Here is a 21703-nt window from a genome sequence, read left to right as displayed (position 1 = left end):
TGCAGGCGTGGTGGAATTGGTAGACACGCTAGACTTAGGATCTAGTGCCGCAAGGTGTGAGAGTTCGAGTCTCTCCGCCTGTACAACGAGAAGCCTTTCAGGAAACTGAGAGGCTTTTTTTTATGGAGTGTTTTTAAATATTAGAACTAATAAGGGGAGATGAGAAGTCTCTCAACCAGTATAACGATAAAACCCTCTCAGAACACTGAAAGGGTTTTGTTATTTTGAAAGAAATAATATTTTCTATAATCTGTGCAAACACAAGCCTTGTTTTCCACAAAAGTTAGTGCTTACGCCCCCAACGCATAAGTTTGTCTAGCTATTTCTAATTCCTCATTAGTAGGGACAACAAGAATTTTAACTTCAGATTCATCTTTCTGAATCTCAAAAATAGAGGAACTTCTTTGATTGTTTTTTTGATCATCTATGTGAAGTCCTAATGCTTCCATGTCTTTACAGGCCATTTCTCTAAGTACATTTGAGTTTTCTCCTATACCTCCAGTAAAGAGTATAGCATCTACACCGTTAAGCACGGCAATATAAGTACCAATAAACTTTTTAATACGATAGGCGGTCATGGCTAATGCTAATTGACAATCTTTATTTCCTTCTTCTGCGCCATTTTGTATTTCGCGTAAATCGGAATATCCAGTAAGGCCTAAAAGTCCGCTTTGTTTCTGTAACAAATAGTTGACCTCTTCAGAAGTCATTTTTAAACTATTCATAAGATGAAAAATTACGGAATGATCAATATCTCCACTACGCGTACCCATAATGAGTCCGTTCGTAGGGCTAAAGCCAAGGGAATGGTCTATACTTTTACCGTCTTTTATAGCTGTAGCACTACAACCATTACCTAGGTGGATACTTATAATTTTGTTCGCTGGTTTTTTTAAATAGGCAATAGCCTGTTCCGAAACATATTTGTGACTAGTACCATGAAAGCCATATACGCGAATACGGTTTTCATCCGCAAGATTTTTAGGAATTGCATAGCGATATGCTTTTTCAGGCATGGTTTGATGATAGGCCGTATCAAAAATAGCAACCTGTCCTGCATTTTTAAACATATCTATGGCTACTCTAATTCCGGTTGCGTTAGCAGGGTTATGGAGCGGAGCTATAGAAGCCAGTCTTTCTATCTCTGCTACTACGCTTTCATCAATTTTGGTGGGTTGATCAAACTTACTCCCACCATGCACTACACGATGTGCAACAACATCAATTTCATCTGGATGCTTCAGGATACCATGAATATCATGCATCAATAAATTGGTGATTGCCCGTAAACCTTCTTTATGGTCTGCAAGGGTCAATGACTCCACATGAGATTTTTCTTTGGCAGTATAATGTACTTTACCGTTATCAAGTCCGATACGCTCCACCAAACCTTTACAAATAATTTCTTCGGAAGGCATTTCAATTACTTGAAATTTTATTGAGGAACTCCCTGAATTGACAATCAAAATCTGCATAATTATTATTTTTCTTGTGCTTGAATAGCAGTTACGATTACTGTATTAAAAACATCTTCTACCGTACAACCTCTACTTAAATCGTTTACGGGTTTATTAAGCCCCTGTAACATTGGACCGATTGCTACGGCTCCGGTTTCTCTTTGTACCGCTTTATAGGTGTTGTTTCCTGTATTTAAATCTGGGAATATTAAGACGGAAGCTTGTCCCGCAACCTCAGAATTAGGGAGTTTACTTTTACCGATTAACGGGTCTACGGCCGCATCATATTGTATCGGGCCTTCAATCTGTAATTCAGGATTTGATTTTTTTACGAGTTCAGTTGCCAATCTCACCTTGTCTACATCATCTCCTTTTCCTGAACTACCAGAAGAATAAGATAACATGGCAATTTTAGCTTTAATTCCAAAAGCCTCAGCGGACGCTGCGGACGAGATAGCAATCTCTGCCAATTGTTCTGCTGTTGGATTAGGGTTAATGGCGCAATCACCAAACACGGAAACTCTATTTTCTAAACACATAAAAAATACCGAGGATACTACTTTTATACCTGGCTTGGTTTTTACGAACTGTAATGCTGGGCGTATGGTATGTTGGGTGGTGTGGACGGCTCCTGAAACCATACCGTCTGCATCTCCTTGGTATACCATCATGGTGCCAAAGTAAGAAACGTCTAACATAGAATCTCTTGCAATATCCATATTTACACCTTTATGCTTTCTTAATTCATAAAAAGTGTTGGCATAGCTTTCAAAATTTGGTGCGGTTCCTGGGTCAAGGATAGATAGATGAGAAAGGTCAAAACCTAACTGCATAGCCTTCTTTTCAATCTTTTCTTTATTTCCTAAAAGAGTTATTTTAACAATACCCAAAGTACTCAACTCGCTAGCAGCTTCAATAATTCTAGCATCTTCCCCTTCTGGAAGAACAATGTGCTTTTTAGAAGTTTTGGCGCGCTGTACCAAGTTATACTGAAACATTCTTGGCGTAGTCCCTTTTGGTTCATAAGTTTTTAATCGCTCTAATAATAATTCACCATCAATATAAGAGTTGAAAAGTGAAATTGATGTCGCGATTTTTTGCTTGCTTTCCGGGTAAATCCTAGATTTAATATTACCTACGGCATTGGTAGTGTCAAACGTGCCTTGTTTTACAGAAATTATAGGTACATGGGTTTCAAAACCTTCCAATAGCTTTAAAATGGAGGGTTCAGGAATAATTCCTCCGGTCAATACAATCCCTGAAATAGTTGGGTAGTTGTCAGAAAGGTTGGCGTGCAAAGCACCTAATATAATGTCTGAGCGGTCTCCTGGGGTAATGACCAGGCTATTCTCATGCAAGTGATTTAGGTAATTGTGTAATTGCATAGCGCCCACACCAAAACTTCCGGTTTGGTTATTTAAGCTTTCTGCGCCAAATAAAACCTCTCCATTAAGAGCTTTCAAAATTTCACGAATGGTTGGGTGAGATAGATTTGAAACTCTAGGAACTGCAAATACAACTGTTTTATCTTTAAGTTCAAGATTCAGCCTCTTGTTTACAATGTCTATATTCTCTGGTCGGAGCTTATTTGCTACCACGCCAATGAGTTCAATATCTTTTTTGATATAAGTGTTAACGGCAGAACCAAGGTTACCGCAAAATTCCTCTAGGCTATTGCCTTTGGCATTATCTATTAGAATAACGGGGATACCAAGATTTTTGGCAATGTCTATGTTTAAATCAAATTCAATTACGCTTCCATCACTAGAGAAATCACTTCCTTCTACAAGGATAAAATCAAACCGTTGCTCAAGTTCTTTGTACTTAGATATAATAGAGTCAAGAATGTCTCCTTTTCTCCCATCGTTGAACATTTCAACCATCTGACTTTGGGTAAGAGCGTAAGCATCTTCTACCGGAATATCCAAATCAAAATGAGAAAGTACCGTGTTTATATGGTTGTCAATTTCGCCTTCTTGAACATCACTAATTACAGGTCTGAAATAGCCAACTTTTGCCATTTTTCCAAGTAAAAGTTGCATCAAACCAAGTACAACTATTGACTTACCACTATGAGATTCTAAAGCAGCAACATAAAGTGCTTTTGTCATAACTTTAATTGTTTATTAATAATATGATTTTTGTCATTGAAATTGCCGCAAAGCGTTTAATATAAGGGTAAATACAGCTATTTTAAAGTTCATTTGCCATAATTTACAAGTTAAGTCCTTTTTAATAATTTAACATTATTTTTATTAAAAATCAGATGGAAATTTGGTCGTTTATCAATTTTGAATCGTATAAATTCAGCTAATTAATGAGGTTTATTGTTACCTTTTTCGCTTGTTCTTTTTTATCTGGAAAAGCATTGAAATTTGAATAGAAAAATATAGGTTCTATACTCAAAATGAGGAGGCGCATTGAAGAGGAAATTTGTTTTTTCCTTACATTGGACATAATTGGAATTTATAATTACGGAGCACAAGAATAGCAACTCAACATACACTCAGCAAAATGAAAAAAATTAGCATCACTTTGGTCTCTTTTGGAATTATCCTTTTCACAAACTTACTGAGTGCTCAGTCAGAAATACGGACAGGGGAAAATATGGCCGTAACAAATACCAATTCAGGAAAAGTCCGTGGATATATAGAAAAAGGGGTTTTTACTTATAAGGGAATACCCTATGCTCAGGCAAAACGATTTGAAGTCGCCCAAAAACCAGAATCTTGGGAAGGTGTAAGAAGTTCAACCATGTACGGTCCTGTGGCGCCATTGTTGACACCAACAACATCGGTACAGGATGAAGCTGAATTTGTTTTTGATCATGACTGGAGCTATACCAATGAAGATTGTTTGAATTTAAATGTTTGGACACCTGGTATTGATGACGGCAAAAAGAGACCGGTCCTGTTTTGGATTCACGGCGGTGGGTTTACTGCCGGGTCTAGCCATGAGTTACCTTCTTATGATGGCGCTAATTTGAGTAAAAAGGGTGATGTTGTTGTGGTGTCTATTAATCACAGGTTGAATGTTTTAGGCTTTTTAGATTTATCCGCCTACGGCGAAAAATACAAGCATTCGGCTAATAATAGTATTTCTGATATGGTTATTGCGTTGGAATGGGTACGGGATAATATTTCAAACTTTGGGGGTGACCCAAATAATGTAACCATTTTTGGACAATCTGGAGGCGGCGCAAAGGTAAATACCCTCATGGCAATGCCTAAAGCTAATGGTTTGTTTCATAAAGCAGTCAATCAAAGTGGTTCCTTTAGAACAGCGTTATTAGAGAAAGAGGTTACTCAGAATATAGCTAAAGAGACTATTTCTATTTTAGGGTTGAATGCTGCAACTATAGATAGTATTCAAAACATTCCTTTTCAGACCTTGGCAGACGCTAGTAGTAAGGCTTTAAAAGTAGTGGAAGGGAAAATGAAAGCGGAAGGAAAAACTATTATTGGTTTTGGGTTGAATTGGGCCCCAAGTAAAGACGGCATTGTTTTACCATATCAGGTAAATTCTTCAGAGGCGTTGGCACTTTCAAAAGATATTCCCTTATTAATCGGAACTGCTAAAAATGAATTTGCACCTTTTGCCAATATGCGTTTCGTAGGAGCTTCCGATGAAACTATAATCAATCATATTAAGGAGACGTACAAGGAAAAGGCTGAGGATTATATTAAAGCGGTTAAAAAAGCATATCCAGAAGATACAGCGGCTAAAGATTTGCTGGATGTAGATACCATGTTCAGGCCGGGAGCTGTGGCTGAGGCTAATTCTAAATCCAGCTTAAAAGATGGTGCGCCCGTATTTATGTACCTCTTCACATGGCAGTCTCCCGTTTTTGATGGGAAATATAAAGCATTACATTGTATGGAACTTCCGTTTGTATTTGACAACATTATTCTTGCAAATCAGATGACAGGTGGTGGACAAGAAGCCCATGTCTTAGCGGGTAAAATGAGTCAAGCTTGGATAAATTTTGCCAAAAACGGAAATCCCAATCATTCTGGACTACCTGATTGGCCAGCCTACAATACTACTAATACAGCTACAATGCATTTTAATACTACCAGTGTTGTAAAACCACAGTTGGATAAAGAACTTTTTGAACTGGTAAAAGGAAACTAACCATTTCTTATTGCTAGTTTTGCATTTTTAAATTCAGCAACATGATTTCAGTAGATAATTTAGCGGTAGAATTTAGTGGTACTACCTTGTTCAGTGATGTTTCTTTTGTAATTAACCCTACCGATAAGATTGCCCTTATGGGTAAGAATGGAGCTGGGAAATCTACAATGATGAAAATTATAGCTGGAGAGCAAAAAGGTACACGTGGTAATGTTCGCGTCCCAAAAGATGCCGTTATTGCATATCTTCCACAGCACTTATTAACTGAAGATGATTGCACCGTTTTTGAGGAAGCGGCTAAAGCTTTTAAGCACGTTTTTACCATGCGTGATGAAATGGAAAGACTCAATAAAGAACTGGAAACCAGAACCGATTATGAGAGTGATGCATACATGTCTATCATAGAAAAGGTTTCTGATTTAGGTGAAAAATATTATGCCTTAGAAGATATTAACTATGATTCTGAAGTAGAAAAGGCTTTAAAAGGATTGGGTTTTAGGCAAGAAGATTTTACAAGACAAACAAATGAATTTAGTGGTGGTTGGCGAATGCGTATAGAATTGGCTAAAATCCTGTTGCAAAAGCCAGACCTTATTTTGCTAGATGAACCTACTAACCATATTGATATTGAATCGGTTATTTGGTTAGAAGATTTTTTATTGAACAAAGCAGATGCGGTTATGGTAATTTCTCATGATAGAGCCTTTATCGATAATATTACCAATCGTACTATAGAGGTAACAATGGGTAGGATTTATGATTATAAAGCCAACTACTCCCATTACCTACAATTACGGGAAGATCGTAGGTCTCATCAAATTAAAGCTTATCAAGAACAACAGAAATATATAGCTGATAATATGGCCTTTATTGAACGATTTAAAGGCACGTATTCAAAAACCAATCAGGTTACGTCGCGTGAGCGAATGCTGGAGAAATTGAAGATTATTGAAATTGATGAAGTAGATACGTCATCCTTGAGATTGAGTTTTCCACCTTCACCGCGTTCTGGAGATTACCCCGTAACCGTTGAAGCTGTTTCTAAATCCTATGAAAATCATATTGTTTTCAAGGACGCCAATATGTCTATCGCTAGAGGAGAAAAAGTTTCTTTTGTTGGTAGAAATGGAGAAGGTAAATCAACAATGATCAAAGCTATCTTGGGTGAGATTCCTGTAGAAGGTACCTGTCAATTAGGGCATAATGTTAAAGTTGGATATTTTGCTCAAAACCAAGCTTCTTTATTAGACCCGGAATTGACCATTTTTCAAACTGTAGATGAGGTTGCTTTTGGTGATATCCGTAACCAGATAAAGAACATTTTAGGCAGGTTCATGTTTAGTGGTGATGATATCGATAAAAAAGTAAGTATGCTTTCTGGTGGAGAAAAAACTAGACTAGCTATGGTTAAGTTGTTATTAGAACCAGTGAATCTTTTAATATTAGATGAGCCTACCAATCATTTGGATTTAAAATCAAAAGATGTTTTAAAGGAAGCATTATCAACCTATGATGGGACTTTAATTTTGGTGTCTCACGATCGTGATTTTCTACAAGGACTATCTGAAAAGGTATTTGAGTTTAAGAACCAGAGGGTAATTGAACATTTTGAAACTATTGATGCCTTCTTAGAGCGCAATAGAATTAAAAGCATTGCGGAGATAAACTTAATGAAGTAATGGGCAGCTACTTAAACTAACTCTGCACTTCTATTTTCAACTTACCTAGTCTAAAATTTCTTAGAATTTCTTTTTAAGATATAGTTGGTGAAAGAACCAATGCCAAATTTCCATTTTGGTATGTTATCGCAAGTATTGGACCAGTTCGTAAGTGTGCCTAAATGCGATGCTGAAATAGTTATTTGGTCACCCTTTTTATGAGTAAAGCCTAATCCTTTTTTATTACGGTCTGCGGTAGGTACGAACATGGTGCCTAAGAAAAGCACAAATCCGTCTGGGTATTGATGGTTTTTGCCAATTACCTGTGCTACTAAGTCTTCTGGAGCACGGCTTATTTCCTTCATGTTATTGCTTCCAGATGTAGTGAAACCATCCTTTCCTTCCATGGAAAATTGCACATTAGATTTTTTTATATCATCTAGTGTAAACTTCTCATCGAATAAACGAAACATAGGTCCAATGGCGCAAGAACCATTCTGATCTTTTGCTTCGCCTAGGAGTAATGCGCTCCGGCCTTCATAATCACGAAGATTTACATCGTTGCCCAAGGTGGCTCCGATTATTTTACCAGAAGATGCTACGGCCAGCACAATTTCTGGTTCAGGATTATTCCATTTCGAACTTTTTAAAACCCCTATCTCAGCTCCAAATCCTACAGCGGATAAAGGTTGGGCCTTAGTGAAAATTTCGGCATCTTTTCCAATGCCCACTTCAAGGTATTGAGACCATAGTCCCTTTTTTTGTAATTCTTTCTTCAATTTTTTGGTCTCTGGAGAACCCGGTACCACCTTGCTTAAATCCTTACCTAACGAAGTAGATATGGTTTTACGTATTTCCTTGGCTGCACTAGCATCTCCTTTAGCTTGTTCTTCAATGACCCTTTCCAGTAAACTTTTAACGAAGGTTACTCCACATGCTTTAATAGCCTGAATATCATTTGGAGCGATTAAATAAGGAAGATTTGGATTTTGATTGAAATATAAAGAGTTTTTCAATATGTCTGCTAGGTTACCAAGTTTAGGTAAATCCTTTAGAGCTTTTAAAGTAGCAACCGGATTCTTACTATTTATTAATTCGCTAGTGGAATTGTAATGCGCAGAAAGGTCGTAAACTTTTCCTTTGGTAGCCAAGACTACATGAGGTCCGGCTATGCCGTTATGCGCTTTTTTTGCAGGAACCATGCACCTGCCTATCCATGTACCTTTTTCTGCTAACTGCGGAATAAGGTGATTCAAGTCAATATATTTCATTTTGTACTGTTGTTGGTCATTTAAAATACGAATAATAAGCTAGTTTGGATGTTTGGGATTTCGTATTGAAACTAGGAGTTATGTTAAGGTATTCCCTATCTAATTGCAGAAAGTTTAAAAGTGTTATATATTTAATGACCTTATTATGATTATTTCGTAATTTCTGAAAGATGTAAAAAATCGCTTTAAGGTGTTTGTAAATAGACAGTTAAAGTGAATTTGTTTATCATTTTAAGAACAATCCCACTAGGTAATTTTATTTATGGATAACAAAATCAAAAGAAGTTCAATAGCAGATCATAATCTTAAGACCAAAATCGACTAAAAACCAAAATACAAACAAAACATATGAAAGCAAACAGAAGAAATTTTATTAAGCGCACATCTGCTGGTGTATTGGGTATGGGGGCTCTTTCCTTTCCTATAGCCGCAAACGCTGCAACTTTGAAAGAAAATAGTAATACCCTAAAATCCGATTTGAAGCTTGGGGTTGCTTCATATACCCTTCGGGAATTTACACGTGAAAAGGCCTTGGATATGACGCTGAGGTGCGGTTTAAATCGGATTACATTCAAGAGCATGCATTTACCGCTAGATTCGGGTGCGCACACGATAAAAAGTGCCGTTGCAGAATGTAAAGAAAAAGGAGTTGATTTTTATGGAGCTGGTGTCATCTATATGACAACTGAAGAAGAGGTAGACCAAGCTTTTGAATATGCTAAAATGGCGGAGCTTGATATGATTGTTGGTGTGCCTAGTCATAACCTTCTAGATTATGTAGAGAAAAAGGTAAAATCATATGATATTAAACTTGCCATTCATAATCATGGACCAGGAGATAAGGTATACCCAAGTGCAGAAAGTGCTTATGTAAAAATTAAAGATAGGGATAAGCGAATGGGGCTATGTGTAGATATAGGGCATACGCAACGTATAAAAAGAGATCCTTCCCAGGATGTGACCCAGTTCTTTGATAGGGTCTTTGATATTCATTTAAAAGATGTAACGGCTTCAGAGCTAGATGGACAAACCTGTATTATTGGTCGTGGTGTTATAGACTTTCCTGCTTTTCTAAAAACAGTTTCAAAGTTAAACTACAAAGGAACTTTAGCTTTGGAATATGAAGCAGAAGGGGATGACCCTTTACCTGGTATGATGGAATCAATTGGCTACATTAAAGGAATAATAGCTACTTTGTAATAAATTAAAAGGCCCTCTATGAGGGCCTTTTTTATGCTTGGTCAATTAAATTTTTTCATGGAGTTACAAAATCCCGATTAAATCTAAAACGAGAGCTACCGGTACTGCTAATAGAATAAATACCAGGCAGGCAATCATAAGTCGAAGAAATCCATTGAGTATTTTTACTCCGCCACTTAGTTGTTGTTCCATTTGTATTAGGTTTCCTTAAATTTAAGAAATTAATAAATACAAACCTTAATTTTTGCTAAATAATTGACTTAACTATCTCATGTTTAGTATATTCATCAGTTGAACTGTTCAAAAAAACGATGAAGTGTAATTTGCATTCAGTAGAAAAATACTGATTTTAGAAAACAACCTTTTGTTAAGATTTTTGGATGAGCTCTTTAATGTGGTTCATTATTTCTTGGCTAGCACCTTTGTTTTTGGAAATATACGTAGCATTTATTTCACCAGTCTTTTTTCTATAGTCTGGACTATCTAGAAATTTCTTTAAAAGCTCACCAAAAGTCCATTGATCTTTTATTGGAGAGATACCTTTTTGTTTCACTAAATCCTCCGCTTCTTTAAAACCGTCATAGTTTGGTCCTATAATAACGGGAATGCCAAAAACGGCAGGTTCTAAGGTGTTATGTAGTCCTGTGGAAAACCCACCGCCTACATACGCTATATCTGCGTAGCTATAAATTTTTGTCAAAAGACCAATAGTATCAATTATCAAAACATCATAATCGCGCAAATTATTACTATCAATTTTTGAGTAAAGTGTGGTCCTTTTGGTAAATGCCCCTGCAAGCCCTAAAATTTTATCTTTTTTAATGGTATGTGGTGCCAGTACATATTTTAAATTCTTAGGAGCATGATTAATATGGTCTATTAATATAGCTTCATCCTCAGGCCATGTGCTTCCTGCAACAAAACAAAGTTTATCATTTTTAAAAGCTTCCATGAAATCTAAGCTGTTATCTCGGTCTAGGATTTCAGAAACACGATCTAGGCGAGTATCTCCGCTTACCTGTGCATTCTTTATGCCTATGGATTCTAACAATTTTTTTGAATTCTCATCTTGAACGAAATAGTTCGAGAATTTACGAAGTGTACTTCTCATAAATCCGCCGTAGGCTTTAAAATACACCTGGCTTTTATTAAAGATGGCGGAAATTAAAATAGATGGAACTTTATTCTTTTCCAACGCTTTCATGTAGTTGGGCCAAATTTCATATTTAACAAAAATGGCAATATCAGGATGTACCGTTTTTACAAAATGAGCGGCATTCTTCTTCGTGTCCATAGGAAGGTAGGCAACTACATCTGCCGCAGAAGTATTTTTTTTCACTTCATATCCGGATGGGGAGAAGAAGGTAAGTACAATTTTATGGGCAGGGTATTCGTTCTTAAGTTTTTCAATAATGGGAAGTCCCTGTTCAAACTCGCCTAATGATGCGGCATGAACCCAAAGAGTTTTGTCATCTTTGGAAATGGCATTATCAAGTAGGTAGAAGGAATGCTTTCGGCCGTTAACGAACAGCTTTAGTTTAGAATTAAAAAGAGCCAGAATTTTCAGGAAGAACCAAGAAATCTGAACAATCACATTATAGATGCTGTGCACTGATTCATATTTTGGGCTAAATTACACTTCTTTACATAAAATTGTACTGCATGGTTTCGTATTTTTGTTTCGATTTATATAATTCATGACGATGAAAAAAATTCAAATGGTCGACCTAGGTGGCCAGTACGAAGGAATAAAAGAACAAGTGAATTCTGCTATAGCTACTATTATGGAAACTTCGGCTTTCATAAATGGACCTGAGGTAAAATCTTTTCAAAGCGAATTAGAAGCCTACTTGGGCGTAAAACACGTAATACCTTGTGCTAATGGTACAGATGCTTTGCAGATTGCTATGATGGGGTTGGGTCTTCAGCCTGGTGATGAGGTAATAACGGCAGATTTTACATTTGCGGCTACAGTAGAGGTAATTGCTCTTTTGCAATTGACTCCCGTTCTTGTAGATGTAGAACCAGATACTTTTAATATAGATATTGCAGCCGTTGAAAAAGCTATAACGCCTAAAACAAAAGCCATAGTTCCTGTTCATTTGTTTGGACAATGTGCCAATATGGATGCTATTATGCAATTGGCCGATCAGCATAATCTTTATGTAATAGAGGATAATGCACAGGCTATTGGAGCAGATTATACTTTTAATAACGGTAAGAAGCAAAAAGCAGGTACAATAGGTCATGTAGGTGCAACGTCTTTTTTTCCGTCAAAGAATTTAGGTGCTTACGGTGATGGTGGTGCAATTTTTACTAATGATGATGAGTTGGCACACACCTTAAGAGGTGTTGTGAATCACGGTATGTATGAGAGATACCATCATGATGTGGTGGGAGTGAATTCTAGATTAGATTCTATTCAGGCAGCGGTTTTACGTGCAAAATTGCCAAAATTAGACCAGTATTGTAATAGAAGAAGGCAAGCTGCCAGAAGTTATAATAGTGCCTTTAGAGGGCAAGCTAATATTATTACGCCTAGAACAACTCAGTGTGGACAGGAAATTTGTGATACATGTACATGTCACGTGTTCCATCAATATACTTTAAGAATTACCAATGGAAAAAGAGATGCTCTAGTAAAGCATTTGGCAGAAAAAGATATTCCATGCGGTGTATACTATCCTATTCCTTTGCATAAGCAAAAAGCATATGTTGATGAACGATATAACGAAGCTGATTTTCCGGTAACGAACCAATTGGTGAAAGAAGTTATTTCATTACCAATGCATACGGAGTTGGATGATGAGCAAATAGATTTTATTACAAAAACAGTAGTGGATTTTGTAAACGGGTAGTGGCAATTAGCCTTATCTACTACTTTTGAAACAAAAACTGACTATAAATAAAGCAAAGAAACCTACTCGTTTTTCGAGTGGGTTTTTAAAAAATAGATTATGAAAATATTAGTAACCGGCGGATTAGGATTTATTGGGTCACATACAGTTGTAGAACTTCAAAACGAAGGTTATGAGGTTGTGATAATTGATGATTGTTCTAATTCATCTGAAAAAGTATTGGAGGGTATTTCTTCAATTTCTGGTAAAATGCCACTTTTTGAAAAGATAGATTTAAAGGAAAGAGCTAAAGTTGAAGACTTTTTCAAAAGACATCAAGACGTTCAGGGAGTGATTCATTTTGCAGCCTCAAAGGCCGTTGGTGAAAGTGTTCAAAAACCACTTTTGTATTATGAAAATAACATAGGTACATTGGTCTATCTTTTAAAAGAACTTTCTAAGAAAGAGAACGCTAGTTTTATATTCAGTTCTTCTTGTACCGTTTATGGTCAGGCAGATGAAATGCCTATTAGTGAAAAGGCACCGGTAAAACCAGCAGAATCTCCGTATGGGAATACCAAGCAAATGGGCGAAGAGATTATTCGTGACACATGTGCTATAAATCCAAAATTGAAAGCAATTGCATTGCGTTATTTTAATCCTATGGGTGCTCATCCTAGTGGTAATATAGGAGAGTTGCCTATTGGTGTACCACAGAACTTGGTGCCTTTTATTACTCAAACAGGTATGGGGTTAAGAGAGGAGCTGTCTGTTTTTGGTGATGATTATCCTACAGAAGATGGTACTTGTGTTCGTGATTACATTTACGTAGTAGATTTGGCCAAGGCTCATGTAAAGGCATTGCAACGTTTACTAGGAGGAAAGAACCAAGACAACTATGAGGTGTTTAATTTAGGTACAGGAAAAGGAAGTTCCGTACTTGAGGTTATTCATAGTTTTGAAAGAGTTTCAGGTAAAAAACTAAATTATAAAATTGTAGATAGAAGAGCTGGTGATATTGTTTCTGCTTATGCAGATACTAAAAAGGCGAATGATGTTTTAGGTTGGAAATCTCAATATACTTTGGACGAGGCAATGAAATCTGCTTGGGAGTGGGAGCAGAAAGTTAGGGCGTAACCTTAATACATAGACTTTGCTGTTCATTATCTAGAATTAATTTTTTATCAAGCAAAACCAACTTTGAATCAGAAACGTAGATAATTTATGGTTTTGAATTTTTCCGATAGTACAGATTTGCTTGCAAATGCAGAAAAAGCTGAGCTTTATAATAAATTAGTAGCTCAGCTGATAAAAGATTTTGGTTTAGCCAATATTTATATAGACCTCAATTTGGAAATTCTTCCCGAAGAACTTAAAAGTGTTTTAAGGGAGAAAATATATCGTTTAATTATGGAGCGCTTTTCAGAATACCTGAATTTACTCTATATCATAGATGTTCCGGAGAAAGCATTTAAGGAAATTACAGTAACCGATGTTGTAGAGGTAGCGGATCAGGTTACCTTTCTGGTGTTAAAAAGAGAGCTTCAAAAAGTTTGGTTGAAAGCTAAATACTCCTAAAAATAAACTCTTACGAAAGGCATCCATGCATCAAGGTAGATGCTTTTGCTATCATCATAAAGAACATTGTAGCGAATACCAACAGTGAAATTTCGGTCTGTATACCCTAAACCTAAAAATAGAGAGGGCGACCAGTAATTATCTTCAATTGTAGATGAATCATTAAAACTAAGAGTTTGATTGATGCGTAATTGTTCTAATTCCGCAGAAATTTGTAAAAAATGTATGGGGTTGTAGAGAGAAATAATACTTCCACCATAGGCATAACGTTTACTGTCATCATATTTGGCATAATTAAAAGTGAGACTTATACCACTTGAAAATTGCTCATTGAATTGATAAATAGCACTTGGAGAGACTGAAGCGTTGAAGCCGCCATTATTGAGTCCAAAGCCTAATCCCCCACCAAATCGTACATTATTCCAGAAATCTGAAGGGGTAGAAGTGTTTTGTGCGGAACAATTTAATGCAAAAACGATAAGAAATAACGCTAAAAAAGTGCTTTTCGAGATCTTATAAAGTTTTTTAATCATTATCTTTATTTTTTCAATATTGCATACTAAGATACGTCTCAGAAATGGGAATTATTGTATTTTTGTACCCATTTATTTGCATGACAGAGAATTTTCTATGGATAAATATTCTTTTCTAAATACCGCTCATACCTCTTTTTTTTCAGAGCTATACGACAAATATCTTATTAACCCCGATAGTGTAGAGCCTAGTTGGCGCGCCTTTTTTCAAGGTTATGATTTCGGAACCGAGACCGCTCTTGATGAGTTGGATGTTGAGGATTTCGTAGCTCAAAACGGCACTCAAAATTCTATGGGTCAGCAGATGCCGGAGTCACTCCAAAAGGAGTTTCAGGTTATTCGGCTTATTGATGGTTATCGCAGTAGAGGTCATTTGTTTACAAAAACAAACCCTGTTCGCGAGCGTAGAAAATACGAGCCATCATTAGATATTGAGAACTTTGGACTCTCACAAGGAGACATGGGAACTGTTTTTAATGCAGGTGAAATCATTGGCATTGGAGTAAGCACCCTAAAAGAAATTATAGATCATTTGCAACACATTTATTGTGATGCTATTGGTGTAGAATACATGTACATCCGTAAGCCGGAACGTGTAGAATGGATTCAGAATTGGTTAAATGTTAATGATAACCACCCTAAATTTGACTCCGAACATAAAAGACGTATTCTTAGAAAGTTGAACCAAGCAGTTTCGTTTGAAGGCTTTTTGCATACCAAGTACGTAGGTCAGAAACGATTTTCTTTAGAAGGAAACGAATCATTGATTCCTGCGTTAGATGCTGTTGTAGAACGTGCTGCCGAACTAGGTGTAGAGCAGTTTGTGATGGGTATGGCGCATAGAGGAAGACTTAATGTGCTAACCAATATTTTTGGAAAAGCGGCAAAAGATATCTTTAATGAGTTTGATGGTAAAGACTACGAACAGGAGATTTTTGATGGAGATGTAAAATATCATTTAGGTTGGACGTCTGAGCGTAAAACTGACAATGGTAAAAAAATTAAAATGAATATTGCTCCTAACCCTTCGCATTTAGAAACGGTTGGTGGAGTAGTAGAAGGTATAGCCCGCGCTAAACAAGATGCTCATTTTCCAGATGATTTTTCAAAAGTGCTTCCTATTATTGTACATGGGGATGCGGCTATTGCTGGTCAAGGTCTTGTGTATGAGTTGGTGCAGATGGCCAATCTGGACGGTTACAAAACAAATGGAACTATACATATAGTAGTAAATAACCAAATTGGTTTTACTACAAACTATTTAGATGCTCGTACATCTACCTATTGTACAGATGTTGGAAAAGTAACTTTGAGTCCGGTATTACACGTAAATTCTGATGACGTGGAAGCTGTGGTACATGCATCGCTTTTTGCTTTGGAGTATCGCATGCGTTTCAATAGAGATGTATTTATAGATTTATTAGGATATAGAAAGTATGGTCATAACGAAGGTGATGAACCTCGTTTTACGCAACCAAAATTGTATAAGGCTATAGCTAAACATCAAAATCCGCGTGATATTTATGCGGAAAGATTGTTGGCGGAAGGAGTTATTGAAAAGGACTATGTAAAAGGTCTAGAGGAAGAGTATAAAGCTTCTTTGGAAGAAGAGCTTGTAGATTCTCGTAAAGAGGATAAAACGGAAATAACTCCGTTTATGGCAGACGAGTGGAAAGGTTTTGCTAACGTTCGTGAGTGGGAAATGATGGAGAAGGTAGATACTACTTTCGATAAAAAAGAACTTACCAAGATAGCTAAAGTAATTACGCAACTTCCAGCAGATAAGAAGTTCTTGCGTAAGGTAGAGAAACTGGTGAAGGACCGTAAAAACATGTTCTTTGAGACTGAGAAGTTAGATTGGGCTATGGGTGAGTTACTTGCTTACGGTACACTATTGCATGAAGGTTATCCGGTACGTATGTCAGGCCAGGATGTTGAGCGTGGTACGTTTTCGCACAGACATGCTGTAATGAAAGTTGAAGAAAGTGAAGAAGAAGTGATCTTGTTAAATCACCTTAATGATAAGCAAGCTAAATTTCAGATATATAATTCATTATTGTCGGAATACGGCGTAGTAGGTTTTGATTATGGTTATGCCATGGCAAGCCCTAATACGTTAACAATCTGGGAAGCCCAGTTTGGTGATTTTAGTAATGGTGCTCAGATTATGATTGATCAGTATATTTCGGCTGCTGAGGATAAGTGGAAATTACAAAATGGTTTGGTAATGTTGCTTCCACATGGATATGAAGGACAAGGAGCAGAGCATTCTTCTGCTCGTATGGAAAGATACTTGCAACTTTGTGCTAGAGACAATATGTATATTGCAGATGTTTCTACGCCAGCGCAGATGTACCATATTCTTAGAAGGCAAATGAAAGTCAATTTCAAAAAGCCGTTAATTATATTCACGCCAAAAAGTTTATTAAGACATCCAAAAGCGATGTCTACGGTAGATGAATTAGCTTCTGGTGGTTTCCAAGAAGTTATTGATGATACTTCTGTTACGGTAAGCAAAGTAAAATCTGTTGTATTCTGTACAGGTAAATTTTATTATGATTTACTGGCGGTAAAAGAAGAGCAGAAAAGGGATGATGTGGCTTTGGTTCGTGTAGAGCAATTGTTCCCGGTTCCTTCTGAAAAGATGAAAGCAGTTATTGCAAAATATAAAAAGGCCGATGATTTGGTCTGGGCTCAAGAAGAACCAAGAAATATGGGTGCTTGGAGTCATATGATGATGCATTTTAGTGATGCGAATAAATTTAGGGTAGCTTCAAGAAGGTTTTATGCTTCTCCAGCTGCCGGTAGTTCTGTTCGTTCAAAAAATAGACATCAGCAAGTAATTGATTATGTATTCGATAAGACTAAGGATAATATGTCAAAACCAATGACTAAACCAAGTAAAGGTTAAGAATTGGTCGTTCAAATAGTTAAGATAACACAGCAAATAAGTATAGCATGATATTAGAAATGAAAGTCCCATCTCCGGGCGAATCTATCACCGAAGTAGAAATTGCGGATTGGTTAGTTGAGGATGGTGATTACGTTGAAAAAGACCAGGCAATTGCCGAGGTGGATTCAGATAAGGCTACATTAGAACTTCCTGCTGAAGAAAGCGGAATAATTACACTAAAAGCAGAGGTAGGTGATGCTGTTGCCGTTGGTGCCGTGGTTTGTTTAATTGATACTGATGCAGCTAAACCTGCTGGTGACAGTGCTGAAAAAGATTTAGCAGAACAGAAGAAAAGTGAGTCTAAGAAAGAAGAGGCTAAAGCGCCACAACCTGTTCAAGCAAAAGAAACTTACGCTTCTGGTGTAGCTTCTCCTGCTGCTAAAAAGATACTAAGTGAGAAGGGTATCGATTCTACTGCTGTAAAAGGAAGTGGAAAAGACGGTCGTATCACTAAGAACGATGCAGTAAATGCTGTTCCTTCTATGGGTACTCCTACAGGAGGAAATAGAGGAGAGTCTCGTTCAAAATTATCTATGTTACGTAGAAAAGTTGCAGAACGTTTGGTGTCCGCTAAGAATGAAACGGCTATGCTTACAACTTTTAACGAAGTTGATATGTCTGCTATTTTTGAACTTAGAAATAAATATAAAGAAGACTTTAAAGCTAAACATGGTGTTGGTTTAGGTTTTATGTCCTTTTTTACTAGAGCTGTAGTGCGTGCATTAGAAATGTATCCATCTGTGAACTCTATGATAGATGGTAAGGAAATGATTTCTTATGATTTCTGTGATATCAGTATTGCTGTTTCTGGACCAAAAGGATTAATGGTGCCTGTTATTAGAAATGCTGAAAACTTGACCTTCAGAGGTGTTGAAGCAGAAGTGAAGAGATTAGCTATTCGTGCTCGTGAAGGTGAAATTACTGTTGATGAAATGACCGGAGGCACGTTTACGATTACCAACGGTGGTGTTTTTGGATCTATGTTATCCACGCCAATTATCAATCCGCCTCAAAGTGCTATTTTAGGTATGCACAATATAGTAGAAAGACCTATCGCAAGAGATGGCGCTATCGCTATTGCACCTATTATGTATGTTGCTGTGTCTTACGACCACCGTATTATTGATGGTAAAGAATCTGTAGGGTTCTTAGTGGCTATAAAAGAAGCATTAGAAAATCCAGAAGAATTATTGATGGATGGTAATATAAAGAGAGCTTTAGAGATGTAGAATTACAACTCTTTAAAAATACGCCCCAAAGATTTTTAGTGTAATAGCACTGAAATCTTTGGGGCTTTTTTATGCGTTATATTACTAGGTGTCTATTTGCTCTATACAAACTACATTTTAAGGTAAACGCAATATTTATTATAATCAATAATTGCTTTTCCTTTTTTTAGGACATCGGCACCTATAATGCCATCAACAGGTAAAGTGTTATGTGCGGTAAGGGCTTGGTTTACGTGAACAAGATCAAAAAGTACTATTTTCAATTTTTTTTTCTTCCAATTACCAATTTTAATTTTGTTTTTTGTGGATATTAGGGTTTCCATGTCAGTGGCTCCTGCTCCGGCAGCTTTTATTTCGGAAACCTCTGAGGTCAGTCCAAATTGTTCTATTTTATCAATTCCAATACAGGTGTTAGATGCTCCAGTATCTAGAATAAACCGCCCAGAAATTCCATTTATTTTGGCTGATATTTCAAAGTGATCTGTTTGGGTAAGTTTTAGGGGTATTTGGGTGTATTTTTTTTTCCAAAGAAATTTTTTCAGAGAAGACATGTATTCTTTTTATCAAAGATAAGGCTATTTTTGCAGCATGATATTAACAGATACCCATACACATTTATATAGCGAAGCCTTTGATGAAGATAGGGGAGCTGCCATTGAGAGGGCGATTGCTCTTGGAGTTGAGCGGTTTTTTATACCGGCAATAGATTCAACTTATACGGAATCTATGTTTGATCTTGAGAAGTCTTATCCAGACAATGTTTTTTTAATGATGGGTTTGCATCCTACCCATGTAAAAGAAAATTTTAAGGAAGAATTGAAGCATGTAGAAGAGATGCTTGAGAAAAGAAAATTTTATGCTGTTGGAGAAATTGGCATTGATTTGTTTTGGGACAAAACATTTCTAAAGGAGCAACAAGAGGCTTTTCGCGCGCAGATACAGTTAGCTAAAAAATACAAATTGCCCATAGTTATCCATTGTCGTGATGCTTTTGATGAAGTGTTTGAGGTGTTGGAAAGTGAAAAAGGGACTGATTTGTTCGGTATTTTTCATTGTTTTACTGGTGATATTGAACAAGCGAATAAAGCAATATCATATAATATGAAGCTTGGTATTGGTGGAGTTGTTACATTTAAAAATGGAAAAATAGATAAATTCTTAGCAGAAATTCCATTAGATAATATCGTTCTTGAGACAGATTCACCTTATTTGGCTCCGGTTCCTTTTCGTGGAAAACGTAATGAAAGTGCATACCTTATGAATGTTGCTGAGAAGCTTGCTGATGTTTATGGTATCTCTACCGAGGCTATTGCAAATAGCACTACGGAGAATTCAAAGCAAGTATTCGGCATTTAAATATATTTATCAGTGTACAGTTTTTCAATAAAATTTAAATATTCTCGGTTTGACAGATAAAAGTAACATCCTTTTAATATATACGGGCGGTACTATAGGTATGGTCAAAGATTATGAGTCCGGTGCATTAAAGGCATTTAATTTTGATAAGCTGCTAAAGAATATACCAGAGCTTAAGCTGTTGGACTGTCGTATTAATTCAATTTCTTTTGATGTACCAATAGATTCATCCAATATGAATCCAGCGCATTGGGCTGAAATAGCAACTATTATTGAAGAAAATTATGATTCTCATGATGGTTTTGTTGTGTTACATGGTAGTGATACTATGAGTTATACGGGATCAGCTTTGAGTTTTATGTTAGAAAATTTAGGTAAACCCGTCATTTTTACCGGCTCTCAATTGCCTATTGGAGATTTGCGTACAGATGCAAAGGAAAACTTGATTACCTCAATTCAGATAGCTGCTTTACGACATAATAAAAAACCTGTAGTGCAAGAGGTGGGATTGTATTTTGAATATAAATTATATCGTGCCAATCGTACTACAAAAATCAATGCAGAACACTTTCAGGCATTTTCTTCACTAAATTATCCTGAATTGATAGAGTCAGGGGTACACTTAAAGGTTAGTGAAGAATATTTGCTACCTTATGTAAAGCGTAAAAAGTTCAAAGTCCATAAACATATGGATACCAATGTGGCTATCCTTAAGTTGTTTCCTGGTATTGGTCCGGCTGTTTTGGAAGGTGTGGTTGGTATTCCGGGTTTAAAAGGGCTGATTTTGGAAACTTATGGTGCTGGAAATGCTCCAAATGAGCCTTGGATGATCAATATTCTAAGAAAGGCAAAAGAAAATAACATCCATATTATTAATGTTACACAATGTTCCGGGGGCAGCGTTTCAATGGGTCGTTATGAAACCAGTAAGCAGTTAGAAGAATTGCAAGTAATTAATGGTAAAGACATTACGACGGAGGCTGCTGTTGCTAAGCTAATGTATCTTTTGGGTAATAATGTTTCGTTCAAATTGTTCAAAAGTATATTTGAGACTTCACTACGTGGTGAAATTCAAGAAAATTAGCAGTTTTAATTTCATCAACTAACATTTTTTTTGTTATTTGGCCACCCCGTAAAAAAGGTGATCTTGTCTGGTCTGTTTTTATTAAAAACAAAAGGATAAGTAGAATTTAGAGAGGTGGCCGAGTGGTCGAAGGCGCACGCCTGGAAAGTGTGTATACACCAAAAGTGTATCGAGGGTTCGAATCCCTTCCTCTCTGCAGAACAAAAAGATTTTTCAGTATTAATTAGTTTAGACTGGAAATATTTGTAAGTTTAGTTTTTATATGCAAAATGGAAGTCTGTGCTTGATTATGTCAGGCAGAGGCACTGGTGTAACAACCCGTTTCGATGTCATGACCCCTATTTGGGCCCCACTTCTCCGATGCAACGAAGTTTTACTTTTTTTATTGTGATTTTTTTTTATCTTTAACCCTA

15 protein-coding genes, 2 tRNA genes and 1 pseudogene are annotated in these 21703 nt (G+C 36.6%); 12 read left to right on the top strand and 6 right to left on the bottom strand.

Annotation, left to right across the window (positions count from 1 at the left end; genetic code table 11):
* Position 1: 1 nt before the first annotated feature.
* Positions 2-83 (top strand) — tRNA-Leu (locus tag HW347_RS14980).
* A 207-nt stretch (positions 84-290) separates the two neighbouring features.
* On the opposite strand, the gene HW347_RS14975 is transcribed toward HW347_RS14980, so the two are convergent.
* Complete coding sequence (locus HW347_RS14975; protein ID WP_214612569.1) at positions 291-1475, bottom strand: acetate/propionate family kinase; 1185 nt, start codon at positions 1473-1475, stop codon at positions 291-293.
* 5 nt (positions 1476-1480) lie between these two features.
* Positions 1481-3568, bottom strand: coding sequence for a phosphate acetyltransferase (gene pta / locus HW347_RS14970; protein WP_214612568.1), 2088 nt, complete (start codon positions 3566-3568; stop codon positions 1481-1483).
* A gap of 403 nt (positions 3569-3971) precedes the next feature.
* On the opposite strand from pta, the gene HW347_RS14965 reads away from it, so the two are divergent.
* Together HW347_RS14965 and HW347_RS14960 are read left to right on the top strand one after the other, a co-directional pair.
* Positions 3972-5591: a carboxylesterase/lipase family protein gene (locus HW347_RS14965; protein ID WP_214612567.1), complete on the top strand. Its 1620-nt coding sequence runs from the start codon at positions 3972-3974 to the stop codon at positions 5589-5591.
* A gap of 41 nt (positions 5592-5632) precedes the next feature.
* Positions 5633-6991, top strand: a pseudogene (locus HW347_RS14960) (ABC-F family ATP-binding cassette domain-containing protein); the annotation flags it as partial.
* A gap of 329 nt (positions 6992-7320) precedes the next feature.
* Here HW347_RS14960 and HW347_RS14955 read toward each other — a convergent pair.
* A complete protein-coding gene (locus tag HW347_RS14955; protein ID WP_214612565.1) occupies positions 7321-8520 on the bottom strand; it encodes a fumarylacetoacetate hydrolase family protein in 1200 nt (399 codons plus the stop codon).
* Positions 8521-8868: 348 nt separating this feature from the next.
* Between HW347_RS14955 and HW347_RS14950 the strand changes: the two genes are divergently transcribed.
* Positions 8869-9720 (top strand): sugar phosphate isomerase/epimerase family protein, encoded by an 852-nt coding sequence (locus HW347_RS14950; protein WP_214612780.1) that lies wholly within the window; start codon positions 8869-8871, stop codon positions 9718-9720.
* Between the two features lie 367 nt (positions 9721-10087).
* Here the strand turns inward: HW347_RS14950 and HW347_RS14945 are convergent, their stop codons facing one another.
* A complete protein-coding gene (locus tag HW347_RS14945) occupies positions 10088-11332 on the bottom strand; it encodes a 3-deoxy-D-manno-octulosonic acid transferase (RefSeq protein ID WP_162524432.1) in 1245 nt (414 codons plus the stop codon).
* Between the two features lie 91 nt (positions 11333-11423).
* Here HW347_RS14945 and HW347_RS14940 point away from each other — a divergent pair, with 91 nt between their 5' ends.
* The 3 genes from HW347_RS14940 (at position 11424) to HW347_RS14930 (ending at position 14135) form a co-directional block, all read left to right on the top strand.
* A complete protein-coding gene (locus HW347_RS14940; RefSeq protein ID WP_214612564.1) occupies positions 11424-12578 on the top strand; it encodes a DegT/DnrJ/EryC1/StrS family aminotransferase in 1155 nt (384 codons plus the stop codon).
* Between the two features lie 99 nt (positions 12579-12677).
* The gene (gene galE / locus HW347_RS14935) at positions 12678-13694 is read left to right on the top strand and encodes a UDP-glucose 4-epimerase GalE (RefSeq protein ID WP_214612563.1); all 1017 of its coding nucleotides are present in this window, start codon (positions 12678-12680) and stop codon (positions 13692-13694) included.
* An 87-nt stretch (positions 13695-13781) separates the two neighbouring features.
* Positions 13782-14135, top strand: a complete 354-nt coding sequence (locus HW347_RS14930) for a hypothetical protein (protein ID WP_214612562.1) — start codon at positions 13782-13784, stop codon at positions 14133-14135.
* On the opposite strand, the gene HW347_RS14925 is transcribed toward HW347_RS14930, so the two are convergent.
* Entirely contained in the window at positions 14132-14668 is a 537-nt protein-coding gene (locus HW347_RS14925) for an alpha-ketoglutarate decarboxylase (RefSeq protein ID WP_214612561.1), read from the bottom strand. The two genes, HW347_RS14930 and HW347_RS14925, sit on opposite strands and share 4 nt — an antisense overlap.
* A gap of 97 nt (positions 14669-14765) precedes the next feature.
* On the opposite strand from HW347_RS14925, the gene HW347_RS14920 reads away from it, so the two are divergent.
* Entirely contained in the window at positions 14766-17579 is a 2814-nt protein-coding gene (locus HW347_RS14920) for a 2-oxoglutarate dehydrogenase E1 component (protein WP_214612560.1), read from the top strand.
* 47 nt (positions 17580-17626) lie between these two features.
* The gene (odhB, locus tag HW347_RS14915; protein ID WP_214612559.1) at positions 17627-18850 is read left to right on the top strand and encodes a 2-oxoglutarate dehydrogenase complex dihydrolipoyllysine-residue succinyltransferase; all 1224 of its coding nucleotides are present in this window, start codon (positions 17627-17629) and stop codon (positions 18848-18850) included.
* 110 nt (positions 18851-18960) lie between these two features.
* Here the strand turns inward: odhB and HW347_RS14910 are convergent, their stop codons facing one another.
* Complete coding sequence (locus HW347_RS14910) at positions 18961-19401, bottom strand: retropepsin-like aspartic protease family protein (RefSeq protein ID WP_155594840.1); 441 nt, start codon at positions 19399-19401, stop codon at positions 18961-18963.
* Positions 19402-19438: 37 nt separating this feature from the next.
* Here HW347_RS14910 and HW347_RS14905 point away from each other — a divergent pair, with 37 nt between their 5' ends.
* The 3 genes from HW347_RS14905 to HW347_RS14895 all read left to right on the top strand — a co-directional run bounded on the left by HW347_RS14905 (position 19439) and on the right by HW347_RS14895 (position 21486).
* Positions 19439-20206: a TatD family hydrolase gene (locus HW347_RS14905; protein WP_214612558.1), complete on the top strand. Its 768-nt coding sequence runs from the start codon at positions 19439-19441 to the stop codon at positions 20204-20206.
* A 49-nt stretch (positions 20207-20255) separates the two neighbouring features.
* Positions 20256-21290 (top strand): asparaginase, encoded by a 1035-nt coding sequence (locus HW347_RS14900; RefSeq protein ID WP_214612557.1) that lies wholly within the window; start codon positions 20256-20258, stop codon positions 21288-21290.
* Between the two features lie 108 nt (positions 21291-21398).
* Positions 21399-21486, top strand: a tRNA-Ser gene (locus HW347_RS14895).
* The last annotated feature ends 217 nt before the right edge of the window (positions 21487-21703 follow it).

It is taken from the genome of Zobellia barbeyronii (assembly GCF_018603515.1).
GTDB lineage: Bacteria > Bacteroidota > Bacteroidia > Flavobacteriales > Flavobacteriaceae > Zobellia > Zobellia barbeyronii.
The sequence above is the reverse complement of the archived record's forward strand: the minus strand, read 5'-3'. Positions and strand labels throughout refer to the sequence as shown.